The organism is Lysinibacillus sp. BNK-21, assembly GCF_048684915.1.
Lineage (GTDB): Bacteria > Bacillota > Bacilli > Bacillales_A > Planococcaceae > Lysinibacillus > Lysinibacillus capsici.
Window position 1 is genome coordinate 1,461,227 of sequence record NZ_JBLQTS010000001.1, and the last position, 20,279, is coordinate 1,481,505.

The following is a 20,279-nucleotide window of genomic DNA, read 5'->3' on the forward strand; positions in this document are numbered from 1 at the left end:
CATTATAACATCGTTTTCATAAACATTTACAGACGCCTCGTTGAAAATCAGTGAAATATATCTAATCCACGTGTTTTGTTCATGAAATGTTCCATTTTCTCGCTCAATAATTTTTTTAAGAAGAATCCGAACAGGATAAAAATGAACCAGAAACCAAATAGGAAGATGAGGTCCATCCAGACTGTTGACCAAATAATTCCGCCGACAGCTTCACGCATCATTTCAATCGCATACGTAAATGGTAAAAAAGGGTTGATTATTTGGAAGAACCTCGGCAATAACTCGACTGGATAGGTTCCACCAGAGCCTGCAATTTGTAACACAAGCATCACAATCGCCAATGCTTTTCCTACATTACCGAAGACGGATACGAGTGTATAGACAACCGTTACAAATACGAGACTAATAAAAAGTCCAAATAAGATAAAGTAGGCAGGTGCTTGAATGGAGCCGTCTACTAAGAAAATATCTCCAATTGTAATAATGAGAGTTTGAATAAACGAGAAAGTTGCAAAAGTTAAGAGTCGACCAAAGTAAATTTCTCGAATACTATAAGATGTATCTCCATGGAGATTCACAGACAATAATGAAATTAACAGTAAACAGCCTACCCAAATAGATAGTACTGTGTAAAACGGTGTCATGGCTGTTCCATAGTTCGCAATAGGGAATACGCGATGTTCCTTTAATTTAATAGGCTCCTCAAAGAAATCACGTTCGGCGTTGACATCATTTTTTAGTAATTGCACAATCTCTGCTAGATCCGCTTCTTCTTCTAAAGTTCGTAGCTTATTCGCTAATTCTTTGATTTTAGCACTTAAAGTTGGAAATTCAGTTTGTATTTTTTGAATAGCTTGATTTGCTGTTCCTAACGTGTTTTTGGCCTGTGTCAATTTATCTGTTGCCTGAGGTATGAATTGTTTTACATTTGTCAGCATGGTAGAAGCGTTAGTTAAAGTTTGTTTCGCACTGGTAAGGGTAGATCGAATTTGTGGCTCTAGACTTTCGTTATAGTAGGATAAGAATTTTTGTAAATTAGCTGTAGCATTTTGTGCGATTTGCTGAATAGCTGTAATGTCTTGCTTGATAACATCTTTATCAATTGGCTTTAATTGATCCACTTTATTTAGTAAATCGTCTTGTAGAGTCTGTAATTGTTGTAATGAGTTAAGCGCATTTGACGTAGAATCAATGAAGTTTGGTGGATGTTCCAAAGCTTCGAGAATGGCTGTAAGCTGTTCGATGATTGGTTGATTCGCTTCTGCATTACTTTCCTGTAAAGAACCAATAATGGTTGTTAAAGAGTCTTCTAATTGCTTACGAGTAGAAGCATCTGCCTGAATTAATTTTTGCAGTGCCTCAAGCGTTTGAATACTCTTGTTTATGTTGTCTTTAGAAGTTGACAATTGATTTTTAAGTGCCTCTTTCGTTTGCGTAATGGAGGCAGGGTCAAAATTTATACGATTGAGCTTATTGATGATTTCTGTAAAATGTTGGGCAATATTTTGAACAGTTGCGACATCCTTTTTGATGATAGGGGATAGTTCATTAAATAAAGCATCTGCTTCATTCACTAAATGTAAACCCCTTTGAATGGTAGTTAAACCATCTGTCGTTAGTTGTTCCACCTGTGGAACTTGTGTCAGCGCCTGATTAAGTAATTGATTTGCCTCCTTTCCTTGAGTAGAGGCTTGCGTTAAAAATGAATTAATATCAGGTAAATGCTGTTCGATAGTAAAAACATAATTTTCGAATTTGCGGAAATCAGGAATGTCACGTTCCATTTCAATTCCAATTGTATTAAAAATAGAAAAAAGTGTCCCATTGACGGTGGATACAAATTCATTCGAAACCTGCTGTGTAAGTACGCTCGCTCCTTTACTTGTAATTTTAGGGGCAATAGGATTCTTTTTTTCATTTACATAATAATCAATATGGGCCTTCGTTGGTTGGTCGGTTAAAATAGAGGTTAGTTTTTGCGAAAAATCATTTGGAATGATTATGACTGCAAAGTAATTACCATTTTTTAATTGTTCCTTAGCTTTTTTCTCTGTTTCGAGCTTCCAAGTAAAGCTTTTATTCGTACGTAAAGTCTCAATTACTTCATTTCCGACATTAATTGCTTCATCTCTTACCGTGGTTCCCGTATCTTCATTGACAATCGCGATTTTCATATTAGAGGTGTGAGCGTAAGGGTCCATGGAGGCATAAATATTTAGCCAAGCATAAAGAGATGGAAGAAAAATTAGTCCACCTATAATGACAGCTACGACCCAGTTTGTGACAATATTACGGATATCTTTTGTATAAATTTGAAAAACATGCTGGAACGAGTTTTTCATCATAATCACCCCACATTCAAATTTGCATGAACTCTCACTATGTATGTTCCCAAATATACTTGAAATTATGTTATAAATGTGAAATATCTTCATTTAAAGGCGAATTAGTTTACTAGGTTTTCAAAACAATTTATAATCAATCGCGAATGCACTAAAACTAGGGCTTTTAGTGTAAAAAAGGAGGTCACTACTTTAGTGAAAAAATTATTAATTATTGGTTCAGTGATTGTTGTTTTATTTGCAGCAATTATTGTCCTTACCAATGTCTCAAATCAAAGTAAGTTAGAAATCGCAAAAAAACTTTATGGCGATAAAGAGCTTAAACAAGAAACAATCGATCAAGTAGATGACAAAAACTATCAAAACATTATGTTGCCAGACAAGTTAGAGGAAAAAATAAAAGCTGGTGAGCCTGTCAATGCTTATTTCTTCAGCCCGATTTGTATACACTGTCAAGCTTTCACGCCAGTGTTAATGCCAATTGCAGAAGAGCTAGGTGTTGATATTGCACAATTAAATGTCTATGAATACGATGATCTAACAGACAAGTATAATATTGAAGCAACACCAACATTTATTCGTTTCGAAGATGGTAAAGAAGTAAATCGCTTTGTAGGAGCTCTTAAAGAAGAAGATTTACGAACGTTCTTAAATACGGTTAAATAAATAGAAAAGGAAGAGACTGTATCATAATTATTTAGATACGGTCTCTTTTGTTTTTGTAGTGTATACTAAAAATACTGAATAGTTGTACACTGGAGGTATGATGAATGTCAATGGATGATTATTTTTATAATGGTGAACTGATGAAATGCTATGAATTAGCGAAGCAGGTGACAAACGAAGAGGACAAAGTATTGGCACAAAAATATATTCGATTATTAGAAGAATATGAATATGATCGTTATCCAAAGCCAACTGCTCATATCGAAGTACAGCATGTGGAACGAGCTGATGAAAGCTATCCAGAATCAGATCTAGTTGTAGAAATACGAGCAATAAAAGATGAAGAGGCATTTGCGAAGCGTATTCAGCAATTGGAGGAAGTCGCAAAAACTGGAACATCAGCTGACAAAGCGCAATCCTTTTTTACACAAGGAGAGCTGTTCTTATTCGCACATCATTACAATGAAAGTGTTCACTGTTTTCAGCAAGCAGTAAAGGAAAACCCAAATAAGGCTGTCTACTGGGGGATCACAGGGCAGACGATGCACCGCTTTGGCTGGATGCCATTTGATGCCCTCGGTTATTTGGAGCAAGCGATTCAGCTAGATCCAACAAATCCTCGTTGGAAATGGAATAGAGCCCTCGTACTTATTCAATTGGCAAAAGATTTGCAAATGGCCCCATTTATAGCGAATGCTGCACTGACATTGGAGGATGCGCTAGCTTCTTGTGGTGAAGAGCAAAAATCGTTGAAAGCTGCTATTCAAAATACAATCGACAATATGGATAGCTATGTTTTCTCATAAGATAATTGGATGTCTCCAAAGTATATGGAGCCATCCTTTTTACTTAAAAATCTAGTGAGTGGGGTTCGTTGCCATATTTCACAATCATGGTATGATAAGAAAGAAAATGATTTGTAGATATAAAGGACGGATTTTTTATGGCACAAGAAGCGGCAAATAAGTTTATAGAAAACGTATGTAATCATTTAGTTCGCAATATGAATATTACAAAAGTGGAAGAGCATTTTAAAGAAACAATTACTATGCAGAAACAATCAGCCCCAACATCTATGGACTTTTGGGACATGTTGATGATTAATATGCTTTATTTTACTGAGAATGAACAGGCTTGGGAGCAGGAATTTCTAAATATGCTTCAAGCTAAGGAGTGGCTAAAGCCATCAGCTCTTGAAGAGGAATTATTAATGCATCAGATGCGAATTCGTCAACAAGTGGCAGAGCAATTGGATGCTGCAAAGAATTTATTCCATAAGCAATATGAGACAGAAGGCATGACAGAGGAAGCGATTATTTATGACTATGCCTATAGCTCTGCTGGGCATTCCATGCGTATGGATTTATTAACCGTGCTTGTATCCACGCCAGAGCAATCAAAAATACTCTTTGATGCAGATCCACAAGAAACGATACGAATTGTCAATGGCTATATTGCCTACCATACAGATGGATTAATTAATAAAACAAAATTACACTAATTTTGTTACAAAGCTTCACGCGAAAGGAATTTGATTAAATGAATACACCATTTACTTTTAACCATACACAACCAACAAATATGGACCCTACGAAGAAGTACCCTGCTATTTTTTTGCTTCATGGCATGGGCAGCCATGAAGATGATTTACCACAATTAGTGCAGGATTTTCAAGAGCAATGTCACATATTTAGCTTACGAGGGCCAATTACGCAACATCCCGGCTATGCTTTTTTTACCATTCAAGAGGTGGGGCAACCAGATCGTGCAATCTTCGATAAAGTGTTGATTGCATTGCAACGATTTATATTAGAGGCTATTGAAGAATATCAAATCGATCCTCATAAAGTATTTGTTTTAGGCTTTAGCCAAGGTGCGGTTTTAGCACAATCACTTGCCTTTGTGATGGGGAATTTAGTGACGGGTATTGTTGCATTAAGTGGCTATACGCCAAAGTTTGTGACGGAGGAGTATGCTATTCGTTCTGTAGAACATTTACATGCTTTTATTTCGCACGGTGATTATGATTATGTAATACCTTCTCAATGGGGAATGGAAAGCAAGGAGATCTTTGAACAATTTGGTGCCACGGTGACATTTAAACAATACCCAGATGGACATGGTGTAACACCTGATAATCTACGTGATCTAGTAGCATTTTTAGCGCAGCAACTACAGGAAGAAATTCAATAAAAGGAAATCCGAGGCAAAAATTTGTCTCGGTTTTTTTGGCTATCGTAATTCAAATTATTTTTCTCCAATAGTGTTTGGAAGAATCGAGGCAAGAAGGTTCAAATTCACGTCAGTCGGTGGTATCATAGTAGATGTTGTGAATGAACGTGCTTTGTTAGATGAAAAACATGTACTTTATGTGAAAAGAGAGACAGAACAGAACTAAAAGGGGTAAAATAATAATTTGATGTGCTAGATGCAAATTTTGTCGCTTTCTATCGATGAAAGCGTGTAGAAATTATGGAGAAAAGGAATTAAGCTGAATGGAACAAAATCTGAAAACGGAGCATAAACCACTATCCTCCGAAAAAACAAGAGGGAAGTCATCACGTTCTTCTATTTTAGCGCAAACCGTCAAGACAGGGATTATCAAATCCAATTTAATACCTATGTGGGCTGGTTTAACGCTAGGCATGTACAAAAATAAAATGACATTTGTAGACAATATACCAGAAATTATTTTTTCAACAATCGGTTCCGCCCTTGTCATTGGAGCTGCGGGGGCCTTTAATAATGTCTATGATCGTGATATTGATGCAATTATGCCTCGTACACAAAGCAGACCAACTGTAACAGGTGAAATGTCAGCAAAATCTACTTTATCATTAGCTGTTGTAATGTTAATTATTGGCGTAGCTGTGCTGGCACTTGCTTCACCTTTAGCAGCGGCATTTGGATTATTAGGTGTATTCCTATATGTAGTCCCTTATACAATGTGGACAAAGCGTCGTACGATATATAATACAGAAATCGGTAGTATTGGTGGTGCGGTGCCACCATTAATAGGTTGGTCTGCTGTATCTACAGATATTACACACCCAGCGATACTTGGTTTATTTTTTGTTATGGTCATTTGGCAAATGCCTCACTTTTATGCTATTGCCATTCGCAAACGTGTAGACTATGAAGCAGCCAGTGTACCCATGCTACCAGTTATCAAAGGGATGCGTCGAACGTATTATCAAACCAATTTCTATTTAATACTATTGATTCTATCAAGCTTTTTATTTGGCTCGCTAAGTGTAGGCATCATGCTTGTGGCATTGATTTTAAGTGTTGCTTGGCTAGTGATGAGTATTTACGGTTATCATAGTAATAAAGATCAAGTGAAATGGGCTACCAAAATGTTTGTTTTTTCCCTATTTCATATGACTATACTATTCTCAACAGTTATTGTGTACTCGCTAGTAGGAGTTATTTTTAAGTTATATTAATTTTTCAAAAATTGCCCTGAAAAAAATAAAGTTGTGTGAAAACAATTACGAAAATAAAAACCAACAAGTTTACTCGTTACTTGTTGGTTTTTTATTGTCGACAGAAATGATTTGGCGGCTAGGCCACTCGAATGCATGTAACTGTCCGCCAAACACAGCTCCACCATCAATGCCAATAATATTATTTTCTCCGAAATAAACATGATAATCAGTTGGATCATGATGCAGGTTATACGTAGGGGTATGGCCGAAGATTACTGTTTTTTCCCCTTGATAGCCTGCGTGGAATTCATCACGAATCCAAAGTAAGCGCATGGGGTCAGTTTCGGCTATTGCAGCACCTGGCACAACGCCACCGTGGACGAAAATAGCATCCTCTAACTCAATATATATTTCAAATGTCTCGATTAACTGTAAATGTTCTTCAAGCTTAGGGAGCGTTTTAATAAAGCTAGGCAGAGTATTACTTTGGATGGCTTCCTCAAAGTCTGCCAACTGATAGCCATAGCTTGCTAATGTTGCCTCACCACCACAAAGCCCTACCCAATGGTTCCATGGCTTAGCAAGACCTGAACGGCATGCATTGAGCATGATCGCCTCATGATTGCCTAGTAAAACTCGTGCACCTTTTGTCTGTAATTCACTCACTAAATTTAACACACCACTAGAAGAGGGCCCTCTATCAATATAATCACCAAGAAGAAAAAGCTGGTCGTTCATTGGGTCATAGTTTGCTTTTAATAATAATTCTTCCAGTAGCCCTAATTCTCCATGTATGTCACTAATTGCTAGTATACGGTTCATTTACGAGCATCCTTTCTAATAGTACAGCTTTACCCTTAAGTATAGAGAATTATTCTACAAGTTTCGACTTTTCTAGCTTCTCCTAGCTTTTTTCATAGAATTTTTAAAGAAACAATTCTCTTACTACTATGTTTATCATATGAAGGATGTTTTTATGGCTTTATTCATTTGTCTAGAGAAGATGGGTGATGAGAGGAGGGAAATGCTTGAAACGTAACAGCAGAAGCAAATTGCAATGCTCCTACTGTTTGACTTAAAAATTATATCTGTAGTTTTTCCCATGCTTGCTTAGCTATTTGTTCATCAAATGTTGAAATGAGGCGAAAATTATTGCTGTCTAAAATGCGATAATGCTGACTGATGACGTTTTGCTGTAGTCGAAAACCACCATACTCCTGAATGTTTTTCCACCATATGTATCCACCCATTGTTTTCTCTTTTGACTGCAATGTTCCATTATTTGCGATTAAATCTACAACCTCTAATGGATCACCACCAAGCTCATGCTGTAAAATCGTACTGTCTCTACACAATGTGCAAACTGTAACAGTGGTTGTCCAGCCAGCTAGTATACGGCCCTTTTCAATTTGGACAAGTGTTTTTTTTGATAATCCTAGTAAATCACTCATTTGATCCTGTGTGAAAGCTTTTTCTGTACGGATTAATTTCAGTTTTTCTGAAACGAGTGTGATTAATTGTTCACGATTCATCCTAACACCCCTTATTTTCAGATTGTTAAGTTCCATTATACATGAAAGTAAAGAAGCGTGTTTTTCTTTCACCTTGGGAAGTGGCAAAGGTCGCGTAAAATTAAAACAGACTGCCCCTAATGGACAGTCTGTTGGATGTTAGATTTCATATTTTTTCGTATCCGAGATCACCCTGAAGTGGATGCCTTTAATCTGTGCGCTGACTTTATGGCGAAGTGTATCAATATCCACAAGCTCCTCTTTATTTTTGACACACACAGCAATCTCTTGTAAAAGCTTTGTAAAAGATTCTTTAAATAGAGAGCGCATATTATCGAAATCTAAACTACGAAAACTCCCATCAATATCGAAAGCTTCAACTGAATTTAATTGCTTGGAAGCTCCTGCAAACCGATCATCGTAGACTGTGTAATTTTCATCTGTTACCACGATAATAAATAGAACTTCTCCCGTGATTGTTTTTAACTCAATATTTGTTTTGTGTTTTTTTACATCAGTAATAATGTGAATACCATCTGAATGATATAGCTTAAATAATGTCATGTGTATGGCCCCCTGCAACTAAAATCATTTTCTCTATTCATTATATAGTGAAATGGCTAATAATGGAATAAGGAATACTGTTTCCTACTGTTACGATTGAACCTCTGTTTTAAGAGGTGGACTTTTTCGAAGAGGACGAACCTCTATATAATGAATTTGATGACCTTGTTGCTCATAGATGCTAAAAATATAGGAGCCTAGCTCAATATTTTTTGATGCTTTAATGCCGTTATTCACAGTTAAGAACCAACCACCTAATGTTTCCACTTCTTCAGCATCCAGGGTAATGTTTAATAGATTTTCTACATCTTCCACAAGCATTTTTGCATTTAATAAATAGTGATGATCTGTAATTTTTCGAATATCCGCAATTTCATCATCATCAAACTCATCTCGAATTTCACCAACAATTTCTTCTAAAATATCTTCAACCGTTACAAGACCAGATGTACCACCATATTCATCCATTAGGATAGCCATATGGATTCGTTCCTTTTGCATACGTACAAGTAATTCTTGAATGGGCATTGTTTCAATTACGCGAATGACAGGATTTATGAAATCTTCTAGAACTAAGGAGTCGTCTGTAAGTTGTTCAAGTAGACCCTGCGTTAATAGTTCTTTCGCATTGATGAAACCTAATATATTATCTCGGTCCCCATCATAGATCGGGTAACGCGTATATTTTTCAGAAGCGATGTAATGAATAATGTTTGTAAAAGATTCATTTTGTTCAATTCCAATAATTTCTGTTCGGGGAACCATGATTTCACGAGCAATACGTTCATCAAATTCAAAGACGTTATTGACATATTTGAGCTCAGATTTATTGATTTCACCACTCTTAAAGCTTTCAGACAGTAATAATCGCAATTCTTCCTCTGTATGAGATAGCTCATGTTCGCTAGCAGGTTTCATTCCGAATAAGCCAACTAACACGCGTGCAGAACCGTTCAAGAACCAAATAAATGGATACATGATCTTATAGAAAAACATAATGGGTTTTGCAAAAAGAAGTGTAATGGATTCAGCTTTTTGAATGGCAGCTGTTTTTGGGGCTAATTCGCCGACCACTACATGTAAAAATGTAGCAATGGCAAAGGCTGTTCCAATTGTAAAGATCGTCATATATTTATCAGAAATGCCGATTATTTCGAATAGCGGGTGAAGCATAAATTCAAAAGTTTTTTCACCAACCATCCCGATACCAAGAGCGGTTACAGTAATCCCTAATTGACACGCTGATAAGTATTCATCTAAGTGTTGAACAACATGTTTAGCAGCAACTGCTTTTTTATTGCCTTCTGCAACCAGCTGATCGAGTCTTGAGGAACGTACTTTTACAATGGCAAATTCTGTTGCCACGAAAAAGCCTGTTAAAGCTAATAGAATGGTAAAAATCGATAGGTTTATTATGGTCTCCAAATAGTCGTTCTGTAAAAACAGAACGTCACCTCCTAATTATGAATGAGTAATAATAAAGATTGCATTAATGCAATACTTTCGGGTGAAACATTTTTCTTAATCGTTTCAATTTTTTTATCATCTTGCTTGTTCATTTGTGCGAGCAGAGATGTAACATCATGCTCTAAATCTTGCATTTTTAAACGAAGCACCTGTACATCGATTTCTTCATAGGGTGTGATGTTTAACTCATGTTGGATTTGTACAAGTGAAAGCCCCTGTTGTTTGCGCTGTTCAATAAATTGAAGCCGTTTAATCATGGCTTGGTCATAGTAGCGATAATTTGCTGCAGAACGTTCTGCATCTAGCAAACCAATATTTGTATAGTAATCAATTGTTCGTTTAGTAATGCCTGTTTTTTCTGCAAGCTCGCCAATCTTTAATTTTTCTGTCCCAATGCAAACACCTCCAAACCATCACGTGATACTTTGATTATAACGTGATGGTTTTAGTTTATTCAAATGATAGCCTTTGATATTTCGAAATTATAAGATTTTTTACAAAAAAAGAACGTTTCTACCATGATTAAATGGTAGAGACGTTCCTAGGTTTAAGGAAGTAAATAAGTATCGTATAGGTGATGGAGTGCTTCCTCACCATTTTTTTGTAAGAGAATTTCATCATTATATGTAAGTGTTATGCTCGTTTGTTGGCTATCAATTTTGTCGTCAATTATTTGACAGGTAACAGTCACAAAGCCTGATTCAGTAAGCTTTTCTTTCATATCGTCACTCCACGCCTGATCAGAAAATAGTGGAGGCTGCCAAGTACCTCTCACATGTAGCTCATTTTTTTCAAGGTCATAATCCCAGCGTATGTCACGTAAAATAGTTTTAAATAGGTCATTAACCGTAAACGATGTATCTTTATAGTTAATGTCTAGTGCACGTATTGCATGGACATCTCGGCTAACTGCACTAGCTGCGGAATTAGCAGCTGAATTGATGCCTGAGGCAGCATCTTTAATTTCTGAAAATCGACCACCACATCCAGAAAGTAGTGCGCAGATGCATGTGATACAAGCAACTTTTGTCATCCATTTCACAAGTAGTCCCTCCAGTCTAGTAAGTTGTTATAACTATCTTAACGAAAAGAAAAATATGAAGAAAGGGCATGAAGGCGGTAGTTTGTGACGGTTTTGCAACGATGCGACCTCCACTTGATTGTTCGGCATTTGAGAATTATATAAGTCTGAATATTTAGTAAAAAAACAAAAGAATGGGAGCGGTTTGTGATGAAAATTAATGATGAAATGCTTGATCGATTAGGAACATATTTTGTTTATCATGCTGTTTATGATACTTATGGGATTACGTTTGAAAACTTTGTGGAGCGTTGGCTACGAGGCATACTTGACATATAATGAGCTGTACTTTAAAAAACTCCTGGAAACAGGAGTTTTTATCTATAAAAAATACATATTTACTCTTAAACGAGATACTTTACTCATGTCTAATGATGCTATAATTAGCTTAATTGGTTACCTATCTATTACTTTCTATCTAAAGGGGATGATGCATATGAATTTATTGGGGAAAATTCTCACAACTGTCATTGGAACAGTAGGTATTCGTAATTCTAACAGCTGTGAATATTTATCAAACAAAAAATTTAACGATAGAAACAGCTCAAAAAATGGCACAAGCAGAAACATCTAATATCGCGTACCAGATTCAAAATTTAATAAACAAGCACTTGATGTCTTCTTACGACATATCGTTGTTACTGTGGCGCAAATTGAGGAAGTGACAACTGCCTCTCTTTTAATTTAAAAGGAAATGGTAGAGGTAGTGCGGGCAGTGGAAAAATATGACGGCTGTCAGCCAGCAATCCTCAGCAGAAACAAGGGAGCTATTAGCAACGATGGAGCAGCAAAATCCCGCGGTTCAAAAAATATGGCATAAAGCTTATAAGGTATGACGAACTCCTTACAACAAACACTAGCAAAATTCCATTTTTAGTAGAGAACTAAGGCTTCGTGTCATCTTCTGTACAACGGGATGACATACGGCTAAATTGTATGTTAATTACCATTAGAAATATTTTTCTGAATATTTAGTTATTTATTGACGCATAAATGCTATTATTTATTTAGTTGCTATAGGCAGGAGCTGATACATATGAAATTACTACATAAAATTTTACTGACAACGTTATCTACAATGATGATTGTGTTCATCATTATTTTAAGTGTCAATATTGTAAAAACCAATACATTAGCAGTGGAGGATGCACGACAGCTTGCTCAATCGCGGGCGTCCGAAAGTGCATATAAAATGCAAATGGAACTTGATTATGCGATGGATACAGCAAGGACAGTAGCCTCTAATCTCCAAGCAATGGTAGCCAATCATAAGGGAGATCGTGATTTAGCAAACGAGATGCTCAAACAATTACTCGAACACAATGACACCTTTCTAGGGGTTTGGACGATTTGGGAGCCAAATGCCTTTGATGGACAAGATGCTCATTTTGCCAATTTGAAAGGGCATGATGCATCAGGTCGTTTCCTTCCATATTGGGCACGCAGCAACAATGGTGTGACGCTTGCTCCTCTAGAAGACTATGAAACTAGTGATTATTATGTATTACCTAAAACGTTGAAACAAGAGGTTATTTTAGAGCCGTTAACTTACCCAGTTGACGGTCAGGATGTATTGATGACTTCCACAGCTATACCTATTCAAATAGATGGAAAAGTCGTTGGTCTTGTGGGAATTGATATAAGCTTAGAGACATTGGTTGCCATTAATAATGAAATTGTACTCTATGATACAGGGTATAGTGCCATTGTGTCTCATAAGGGGACATTTGTTTCCCACCCATCTCCTGATTATGTCAATAGACCAGTGACTGAAATGGAAAAATATAAAAATACGGATAAAATTTTGTCTGCTGTTGAACAGGGCAAACCCTATCTAGTAGAGGATTATTCATCCTATTTACAGGAAGCTTCTTTTATTGCTGTCTCACCTATCCAAATTGGTCAAACGTCGACACCGTGGGCATTGCAGGTAATTATTCCATCTGATGAGGTAATGGCAGCCGCAAGTGAGGCAATGTGGTTATCAATACTACTAGCTATTATTGGTATTATTGTATTAGTTGGTGCCATTACTTGGATAGCTCAACGGATCGTCAAACCAGTAGTTCAGACAGTGGAACAGGTCAAAACCATTGCTGGTGGAAATTTAGCAGTGGAGCCGTTACAGGTTCGTTCGAAGGATGAAATTGGCGAGCTTGCACATGCAATGAATCATATGACAGACAATATGCGTGAGCTGTTACAAGCGGCTACACATATTTCCAATCAGGTGAATGTATACAGCGGAGAATTACGTGCTTCTACCAATGATATGAGCATCAGTATCGAACAGGTGCTAACAACAACAAGTGAGTTGGCGACAGGTGCTACCGTACAAGCCGAACAGGCCTCTACTACTTTAGGCGTTACACAAGAGGTTGAGCATAAATTGCAAGCAATTCAAATGGCAATTGAAGAAATGCTTCAGGAATCTCAGCTTACAACAGCGTCTTCTAAACAAGGTTTAATTCATGCAGAGCAGTCTATTCAAGGGATGGAAGTGATGTCTGAAAAAGTGTCACTGACAGCTATGGTCGTCCAACAGCTCAGCGACCAATCAACAGAAATTAATCGTATTTTACAAGTCATTAATGCTATTGCAGGTCAAACAAATTTATTAGCATTAAATGCGGCGATAGAAGCTGCTCGTGCAGGTGAGCACGGCAAGGGCTTTTCGATTGTGGCAGAGGAAGTACGAAAGCTTGCAGAAGAATCAGCCAAATCAACAAGCCAAATCGCCTCCATTATTGATATGGTTGTTAGGGAAGCAGCAAAGGCTAGTGATGCTATGCAAAGTGTTGTCTTAGCTGTGGAAAACAATACGCAATATATTGATGCCAATAAGCAGGCACTTGATGCGATTTTACGCCATATTGTCGATACAGTAGCGCAAATCGATAATGTGACAGCTGCCTCCAGTGTCATTCAAAGGGAGACGCAGGAGGTTGTACGTGCAGTGGAAAATATGACAGCTGTTAGCCAGCAATCCTCAGCAGGAACAGAGGAGTTATTGGCAACGATGGAACAGCAGAATTTAGCGGTTCATGACATCAATAGCAAAGCCCAACAATTAACAGCTATGACGGACTCTTTACAGGCAGCACTAGCTAAATTTCAATATTAAATTAAAAGAGCTGTAGGCAAGGTGAAATTTTCATCCAACCTTGCCTACAGCTCTTAATACTTATTTGAAAAATTGTGTAATAAATTGATTCGCTTCCTGCCAGTTATAAACCCTTACAACATTATTAGGAACGGCAAGACGATTATAAGGTGTATCAAATAACACAACAGGTATTTTTAATTCCTCTGCCAGCATCACCGCATTATCATGCTTATCCTCAAAGAAAGCTTCTACACGATGTTTTTTTGCAGCAGCTAGTTTATCATGGCTGCCGAGAAGCTCGATATGGTCGTAAGGTATAGCTTGCGATTTAAACCAATTGACAGTGATGTCTGCTACATTTTCACCACGTGCAGAAATATAATACAGCTCAAAATTATTTTTCCAAGCGCTTAGAATATTTTTTGCATCTTTTGCCACCTCAGAGACTTCGTACATATAAGGTTCATTTTCCTTAAACCAAGTATTAAAGGCACTTCGGTCAATAGGGTGTGGGAAGGCAGATAAAAAATCATATTCACAAACATCATCTAGCGTAATATTTACATTGTACTGTTTATTAATATGTGGAATGAGTGTACTTGGACATGTCACAGTCCCATCAATATCAATACCAAAGCGGGGCTTTTTCATGCTAGCACCTCCTTAGGCATTCGCTTTTTGAGCTTCTTCCGCTGCACGTTTTTCTTCCATTTCTGCTGCTAATTTATCAATTTCTTTCTTCAGTTCTTCCACCATTGTTTCTTCTGGCACTTTACGGACTGTTTTCCCCTTCATGAATAACAAGCCTTCACCACGGGCACCAGCAATACCGATATCTGCCTCACGCGCTTCTCCAGGACCGTTTACCGCACAGCCTAGAACAGCCACTTTTAACGGTACATTTAATTTTGAAATATATTCTTCTACTTCATTTGCAATAGAAATTAAATCAATTTCAATGCGTCCACATGTTGGGCAAGAAATCAAAGTTGCCATATTAGAAGCGAGGCCAAAGGATTTTAATAGTTCCCGTGCTACTTTAACCTCTTCTACAGGGTCAGCGGAAAGGGAGATACGTAATGTGTTTCCTATACCTTTTGATAGGATGGCTCCAAGACCTGCTGCTGATTTTACAGTACCAGCAAATAATGTTCCTGATTCTGTAATCCCTAAATGTAGCGGATAATTAAAGGCTTTAGACGCCTTTTCATAGGCTTCAATGGCAAGGTTAACGTCAGATGCCTTCATTGATACGATAATATCGTGGAAGTCCAAGTCTTCCAAAATTTTAATATGGTGTAGAGCAGATTCTACCATACCATCAGCCGTAGGATAACCGTATTTTTCTAAAATATGTCGCTCTAATGAACCGGCATTTACACCAATACGAATTGGTATACCTTTTGCTTTGGCTGCATTAACAACAGCTTCCACTTTTTCTTTACGACCAATATTACCTGGATTAATACGTACTTTATCAATACCATTTTCAATGGCTTTTAATGCTAATCTATAATCAAAATGAATATCAGCTACTAATGGAATATGAATACGTTTTTTGATTTCGGCAATCGCGTCCGCTGCACGTTCATCTGGTACAGCAACACGAACAACTTGACAGCCTGCTTCCTCAAGACGAAGAATTTCTGCAACTGTTGCTTCTACATCATGTGTTTTGGTTGTACACATACTTTGAATGAATAATTCATTACTACCACCAATTGTTAAGTTACCGACACGCACAGGACGTGTATTTGAACGGTGACAAATTTCACTCATTAACTTTCTCTCCTTTTCGGGCCACTATTTTCAGCCGTCACTGTCATTTATTTTAGCAGTGTAAGAAAATAAGGACAAGGAAGAAACGCTAACTTTTCATTTTCCGCATTTGTTTTCAAGCTCAAATGAGAGAGGAAGCTTGATATTTTCACCTGGAACTAGTGCTTGTAATTGTAAGTGTGGGTTTAAGTTGTAAAAAAGTTGTAAGCGTTCTGGAAAGGTCATGGGAACTTTAGCAGGGTGTAGAGCAAATAAACTATGAATGGTATCTCCTTCAATCGTTTGTACAGTAATATAATTTGGCTCACGCTGTTGTTCACAAAGTCCGTTTTCTGAGCTCTTTGTGGATAAAGCCGCAAGTGGGATGGACCCTTCTGTTAAATCTACTTTGACGACAAAGGCAATTACAATGATGATAGTTGTTAAGATGAATGCTCGCAAAAAATCCCCTCCTTTTCTACACTATATTGAGAAGAGAGGGGATTCATGCACATTATTTTATATTTGGTTGTTTTGGATATTTTGTAAAGGCCACAATTAATAGAGAGATGGTTAAAAATAAAGATAGTACAGTGATAACAGTACTGTTAACGGGCAGATAGTCTGCTAACATCGAAAGTAACGTAGCCCAAGTGATCGCAAAGGTAGTTGTTCTCCAGATATGGCGATACTCACCCCGACGCTTCATCGCTTTCAAGATAAATAAACCTGCTAAAGCATAAAGGGCAATTTGTGCAAAAATAAGCATTGTTGTCACGACGAAAAGCATTAGGAAGGTGAATGGATATAAGAGCCATTTAATGTCCTCTATGTAATCTGTTAAACCAGTTAAACTATCCATATCGAATGTATCAACGGACATACCTGCTGCAAAACGACCTAAAGAGAATACGGACACAATGGTAATCAGTAGAAAAGTATATTGAATAACCTTTCCAATAGGTAATAAACGATAGGCTGCTAGTTTTTTAGGATGTATAAGACTATCAATAAAAAGCTGTGAGTGTTTCATGCTTTATCTCCTCCAATCGATATTTTAACATGTTCAATGAGGACAAGATATGAAAGAAGTATAAATGAGGAGGGTCTTGATGTTAAAATGTTAACATTATGTAAAGAAGTTAAAGGATTTCTTTACTTTTTGTTAGGAATCATTTAATGATTAGAACGAGGGTAGTAGAGATGTAGGAATTGGAGCGAAAACAATTGACAATAGATTGGCAAAGCATTCTCTTTCAGTTTTTAGGCGGACTAGGGGTCTTTTTATTTTCCATTAAATTCATGGGGGATGGGCTTCAAAAATCAGCGGATGATCGGTTACGTGAATGGTTAAATCGCTTTACCACAAACCCTGTTATGGGTGTCCTGGTAGGTATATTTGTAACAATTTGCATACAATCAAGTTCTGCCACAACAGTCATCACTGTAGGGTTAGTGAGTGCTGGTTTTTTAACACTGCGTCAAGCAATCGGCGTCATCATGGGGGCAAATATTGGTACAACTATTACAGCATTTATTATTGGTATTAATATTGGACTCTATTTTTACCCTTTATTGGCAATTGGGGCAGCCTGTTTATTTTTCTTAAAGAAAGCAACGTATCAACATATTGGTCAGATTCTATTTGGCTTTGGCGGTTTATTTTTAGGGCTAGAGTTGATGAGTGCTAGTATGCAGGCGTTACACCAGCTTGCAGATTTTGCATCGTTAACGCTTCATTTAAGCAATCAACCGATATTAGGCATATTTTTAGGAACCATTTTCACATTACTTGTGCAAAGCTCTACCGCAACGGTGGGGGTATTGCAAGGTTTATATGCAGAACAATTAATTGGTTTAAATAGTGCCTTACCGATATTGTTTGGGGAAAATATTGGCACGACCATTACAGCTGTTTTAGCTTCTCTTGGTGCTTCTATTTACGCTAAGCGTGCAGCAGCGGCTCATGTATTATTTAATGTGATTGGAACGATTATTTTCATGTTATTGTTCACACCGTTTATGCAATATGTACAGTGGATCAGTGGCATATTTCATTTAGAGCCTCGCATGCAGATTGCCATTGCTCATGGCTCATTCAATGTCTTTAATATGATGATCCAACTACCATTTATTGCTGGACTCGCAGCCTTAGTTACAAAGCTATTGCCGGGACATGATGGCCATATCAATGTAACAACTAAGCATTTAGATCCTTCATTCATTGATTCCTCTCCTGCTATTGCGCTAGGTCAAGCTAAAGAAGAGGTATTACGCATGGGTGAACATGCATTGCGTGGGTTAGAAGAAACGTTTTTATATATGAAATCTGGAGAGACAGAGCATATTCCAACGGTGCTACAGCTAGAAGTCGGGCTAAATCATCTAGACAATGAAATTACTGATTATTTAGTAATGGTGTCTAAGCAGCCTCTTTCCCGTGCAGACTCTGTAAGACATCATACTTTATTGACAAATGTAAGGGATTTTGAACGAATTGGGGATCATTTTGAAAATATATTAGAGCTTTTACAGTACAAGGATCACCACGAGGTAAGCTTAAGTAAATCAGCGCGACAGGACTTAATAGGTATGTTTAGTTTAGCCATAGAGGCAGTGCGCAAAAGTATAGAAGCATTAGATACCGCTAGCTTAAGTTTAGCTCAAGAAGTAACAGAGTTAGAAAGCCTGATTGATGATATGGAAGATAAACTACGTCAAAAGCATATTGCCCGATTAAACACAAATGAGTGTAGTGGGGCTGCAGGAATTGTTTATATGGATATCGTTAGCAACCTAGAGCGTATAGGAGACCATGCAGTAAATATTGCAGATTCTATTTTAGGCATTCGTCATTAATGAAACTTTTCACTTTGTTATTTCGTATGAAAGGCAATGCACGTTAAAAGGAGAGAATCTTTATGGAAGTTGTTGGCTGGATCTTAGTGATTGCCTGCTTTATTATTTCATTTATTGGTTTAGTATATCCAATTATTCCCGGAGTACTGTTTTTAGTCGGTGGGTTTTTGCTCTATGGCTTATTTTTCTCATTCGCAGAGCTAAGCTGGTGGTTTTGGGTCATTGAAATACTATTTGTCGTGTTGTTATTTGGGGCAGATACTGTGGCAAATGCGTTTGGTATCAAAAAGTTTGGTGGTTCCAATGCTGGTATGTGGGGGAGCACCATTGGGTTATTAATTGGTCCATTTGTGATCCCTGTGGCAGGGATTTTAATTGGACCATTTTTAGGGGCTGTGATTGCGGAACTAATCGTTGAGAAACGTACATTTAGTGAGGCAGTGAAAAGTGGTGTAGGTTCTTTAATTGGCTTTTTGACATCTACTGTTGTCAAGGCTGTTATTCAAATTGTTATGATTATTGTATTTTTTATCGCCATTTAATGCCTTTCTTTTAAGGTTTAGTGTGTGAGAGAAAAGGGTAAGATAGTAAACATATCGGTATTTCGGTCAAAAGGCTGAAATCTTCAAATTGAAGTATTTTTCGTTGAATGGTTTGACCAATTTTGATAATCTAAGGATGTACTAATTATTTCTTATTTTAGGGAGGAACTTAACAATGGCTTACGAATTACCACAATTAACTTACGCTTATGACGCATTAGAACCACATATCGATGCAAAAACAATGGAAATTCACCATTCTAAACACCACAATACTTATGTAACAAACTTAAACGCAGCAGTAGAAGGTACTGAATTTGCAGAAAAAGACATTAACGACTTAATCGCAAACCTAGATGCTCTTCCAGCTGACAAACAAACTGCTGTACGCAACAACGGTGGCGGACATGCTAACCATACATTATTCTGGGAAGTAATCGCTCCAGGCGGTTCAAATACACCAGTTGGTGAAGTAGCAAAAGCAATCGATGCTAAATTCGGTTCTTTCGACGCTTTCAAAGAAGAATTTGCTAAAGCTGCTACAACTCGCTTTGGTTCAGGTTGGGCTTGGTTAATCGTTGATGGTGACTCAGTTGCTGTTACGTCTACTCCAAACCAAGACTCTCCAGTAATGGAAGGGAAAACTCCAGTTTTAGGCTTAGATGTATGGGAACATGCATACTACCTAAACTACCAAAACCGTCGTCCAGATTACATCGGTGCTTTCTGGAACGTAGTAAACTGGGATGTAGTAGAAGCTAAATTCCAAGCTGCAAAATAATAACGAATAATTGGCTGTGCCTAAAGTGAGCAATCACGGAGGCATAGCCTTTTTTTGTTGGATAAAACAGCAAATTAAGGGATAGAATCTGAAAATATCAGGATAATGAAGACGAAATATAAGGAGAGCGTGAAATAGGGCAACCTTTCTCCATAAAGTACCGTCAAATAAATG

General features: G+C 37.4%; 21 protein-coding genes. 10 read left to right on the plus strand and 11 right to left on the minus strand.

What is annotated here, in order from left to right:
* Positions 1-47: 47 nt before the first annotated feature.
* Positions 48-2,342 carry a YhgE/Pip family protein gene (locus ACMGGO_RS07370; protein ID WP_420281736.1) on the minus strand — a complete coding sequence of 765 codons (2,295 nt, stop codon included), beginning with the start codon at positions 2,340-2,342 and terminating at the stop codon, positions 48-50.
* A gap of 195 nt (positions 2,343-2,537) precedes the next feature.
* Between ACMGGO_RS07370 and ACMGGO_RS07375 the strand changes: the two genes are divergently transcribed.
* The 5 genes from ACMGGO_RS07375 to cyoE all read left to right on the plus strand — a co-directional run bounded on the left by ACMGGO_RS07375 (position 2,538) and on the right by cyoE (position 6,454).
* The gene (locus tag ACMGGO_RS07375; protein WP_066036434.1) at positions 2,538-3,008 is read left to right on the plus strand and encodes a thioredoxin family protein; all 471 of its coding nucleotides are present in this window, start codon (positions 2,538-2,540) and stop codon (positions 3,006-3,008) included.
* Between the two features lie 104 nt (positions 3,009-3,112).
* Entirely contained in the window at positions 3,113-3,814 is a 702-nt protein-coding gene (locus ACMGGO_RS07380) for a tetratricopeptide repeat protein (RefSeq protein WP_054548534.1), read from the plus strand.
* 137 nt (positions 3,815-3,951) lie between these two features.
* On the plus strand, positions 3,952-4,509 hold the full coding sequence (locus ACMGGO_RS07385) for a hypothetical protein (RefSeq protein WP_420281737.1): 558 nt from the start codon (positions 3,952-3,954) through the stop codon (positions 4,507-4,509).
* A gap of 38 nt (positions 4,510-4,547) precedes the next feature.
* Positions 4,548-5,201, plus strand: coding sequence for an alpha/beta hydrolase (locus ACMGGO_RS07390; protein WP_066036432.1), 654 nt, complete (start codon positions 4,548-4,550; stop codon positions 5,199-5,201).
* 302 nt (positions 5,202-5,503) lie between these two features.
* On the plus strand, positions 5,504-6,454 hold the full coding sequence (cyoE, locus tag ACMGGO_RS07395) for a heme o synthase (protein ID WP_326140786.1): 951 nt from the start codon (positions 5,504-5,506) through the stop codon (positions 6,452-6,454).
* A 69-nt stretch (positions 6,455-6,523) separates the two neighbouring features.
* On the opposite strand, the gene ACMGGO_RS07400 is transcribed toward cyoE, so the two are convergent.
* From ACMGGO_RS07400 to ACMGGO_RS07425, 6 genes are all read right to left on the minus strand, one after another.
* On the minus strand, positions 6,524-7,258 hold the full coding sequence (locus ACMGGO_RS07400) for a metallophosphoesterase (RefSeq protein WP_269898104.1): 735 nt from the start codon (positions 7,256-7,258) through the stop codon (positions 6,524-6,526).
* A 260-nt stretch (positions 7,259-7,518) separates the two neighbouring features.
* Positions 7,519-7,968: a helix-turn-helix transcriptional regulator gene (locus ACMGGO_RS07405; RefSeq protein ID WP_420281738.1), complete on the minus strand. Its 450-nt coding sequence runs from the start codon at positions 7,966-7,968 to the stop codon at positions 7,519-7,521.
* Between the two features lie 138 nt (positions 7,969-8,106).
* On the minus strand, positions 8,107-8,511 hold the full coding sequence (locus ACMGGO_RS07410) for a hypothetical protein (RefSeq protein ID WP_004227282.1): 405 nt from the start codon (positions 8,509-8,511) through the stop codon (positions 8,107-8,109).
* Positions 8,512-8,601: 90 nt separating this feature from the next.
* Positions 8,602-9,936, minus strand: coding sequence for a hemolysin family protein (locus ACMGGO_RS07415; RefSeq protein WP_103118437.1), 1,335 nt, complete (start codon positions 9,934-9,936; stop codon positions 8,602-8,604).
* Between the two features lie 32 nt (positions 9,937-9,968).
* Positions 9,969-10,373, minus strand: coding sequence for a MerR family transcriptional regulator (locus tag ACMGGO_RS07420; RefSeq protein WP_308339959.1), 405 nt, complete (start codon positions 10,371-10,373; stop codon positions 9,969-9,971).
* A gap of 152 nt (positions 10,374-10,525) precedes the next feature.
* Positions 10,526-11,011: a hypothetical protein gene (locus ACMGGO_RS07425; protein ID WP_231595623.1), complete on the minus strand. Its 486-nt coding sequence runs from the start codon at positions 11,009-11,011 to the stop codon at positions 10,526-10,528.
* 198 nt (positions 11,012-11,209) lie between these two features.
* Between ACMGGO_RS07425 and ACMGGO_RS07430 the strand changes: the two genes are divergently transcribed.
* Complete coding sequence (locus ACMGGO_RS07430; RefSeq protein WP_255349862.1) at positions 11,210-11,338, plus strand: hypothetical protein; 129 nt, start codon at positions 11,210-11,212, stop codon at positions 11,336-11,338.
* A 757-nt stretch (positions 11,339-12,095) separates the two neighbouring features.
* Positions 12,096-14,183: a methyl-accepting chemotaxis protein gene (locus tag ACMGGO_RS07435; RefSeq protein WP_305192939.1), complete on the plus strand. Its 2,088-nt coding sequence runs from the start codon at positions 12,096-12,098 to the stop codon at positions 14,181-14,183.
* A 60-nt stretch (positions 14,184-14,243) separates the two neighbouring features.
* On the opposite strand, the gene ACMGGO_RS07440 is transcribed toward ACMGGO_RS07435, so the two are convergent.
* From ACMGGO_RS07440 to ACMGGO_RS07455, 4 genes are all read right to left on the minus strand, one after another.
* Complete coding sequence (locus ACMGGO_RS07440; RefSeq protein ID WP_048392241.1) at positions 14,244-14,816, minus strand: 5' nucleotidase, NT5C type; 573 nt, start codon at positions 14,814-14,816, stop codon at positions 14,244-14,246.
* 12 nt (positions 14,817-14,828) lie between these two features.
* Positions 14,829-15,944: a flavodoxin-dependent (E)-4-hydroxy-3-methylbut-2-enyl-diphosphate synthase gene (gene ispG, locus ACMGGO_RS07445; protein WP_004230987.1), complete on the minus strand. Its 1,116-nt coding sequence runs from the start codon at positions 15,942-15,944 to the stop codon at positions 14,829-14,831.
* 96 nt (positions 15,945-16,040) lie between these two features.
* Positions 16,041-16,385, minus strand: a complete 345-nt coding sequence (locus ACMGGO_RS07450) for a hypothetical protein (RefSeq protein WP_004230996.1) — start codon at positions 16,383-16,385, stop codon at positions 16,041-16,043.
* Positions 16,386-16,437: 52 nt separating this feature from the next.
* A complete protein-coding gene (locus tag ACMGGO_RS07455) occupies positions 16,438-16,956 on the minus strand; it encodes a DUF1189 family protein (protein ID WP_420281739.1) in 519 nt (172 codons plus the stop codon).
* A 194-nt stretch (positions 16,957-17,150) separates the two neighbouring features.
* Here ACMGGO_RS07455 and ACMGGO_RS07460 point away from each other — a divergent pair, with 194 nt between their 5' ends.
* From ACMGGO_RS07460 to ACMGGO_RS07470, 3 genes are all read left to right on the plus strand, one after another.
* Complete coding sequence (locus ACMGGO_RS07460) at positions 17,151-18,782, plus strand: Na/Pi cotransporter family protein (RefSeq protein WP_279495591.1); 1,632 nt, start codon at positions 17,151-17,153, stop codon at positions 18,780-18,782.
* 62 nt (positions 18,783-18,844) lie between these two features.
* Complete coding sequence (locus ACMGGO_RS07465) at positions 18,845-19,324, plus strand: DUF456 domain-containing protein (RefSeq protein WP_004230999.1); 480 nt, start codon at positions 18,845-18,847, stop codon at positions 19,322-19,324.
* A 175-nt stretch (positions 19,325-19,499) separates the two neighbouring features.
* Positions 19,500-20,105, plus strand: a complete 606-nt coding sequence (locus ACMGGO_RS07470; RefSeq protein ID WP_016995356.1) for a superoxide dismutase — start codon at positions 19,500-19,502, stop codon at positions 20,103-20,105.
* Positions 20,106-20,279: the final 174 nt, after the last annotated feature.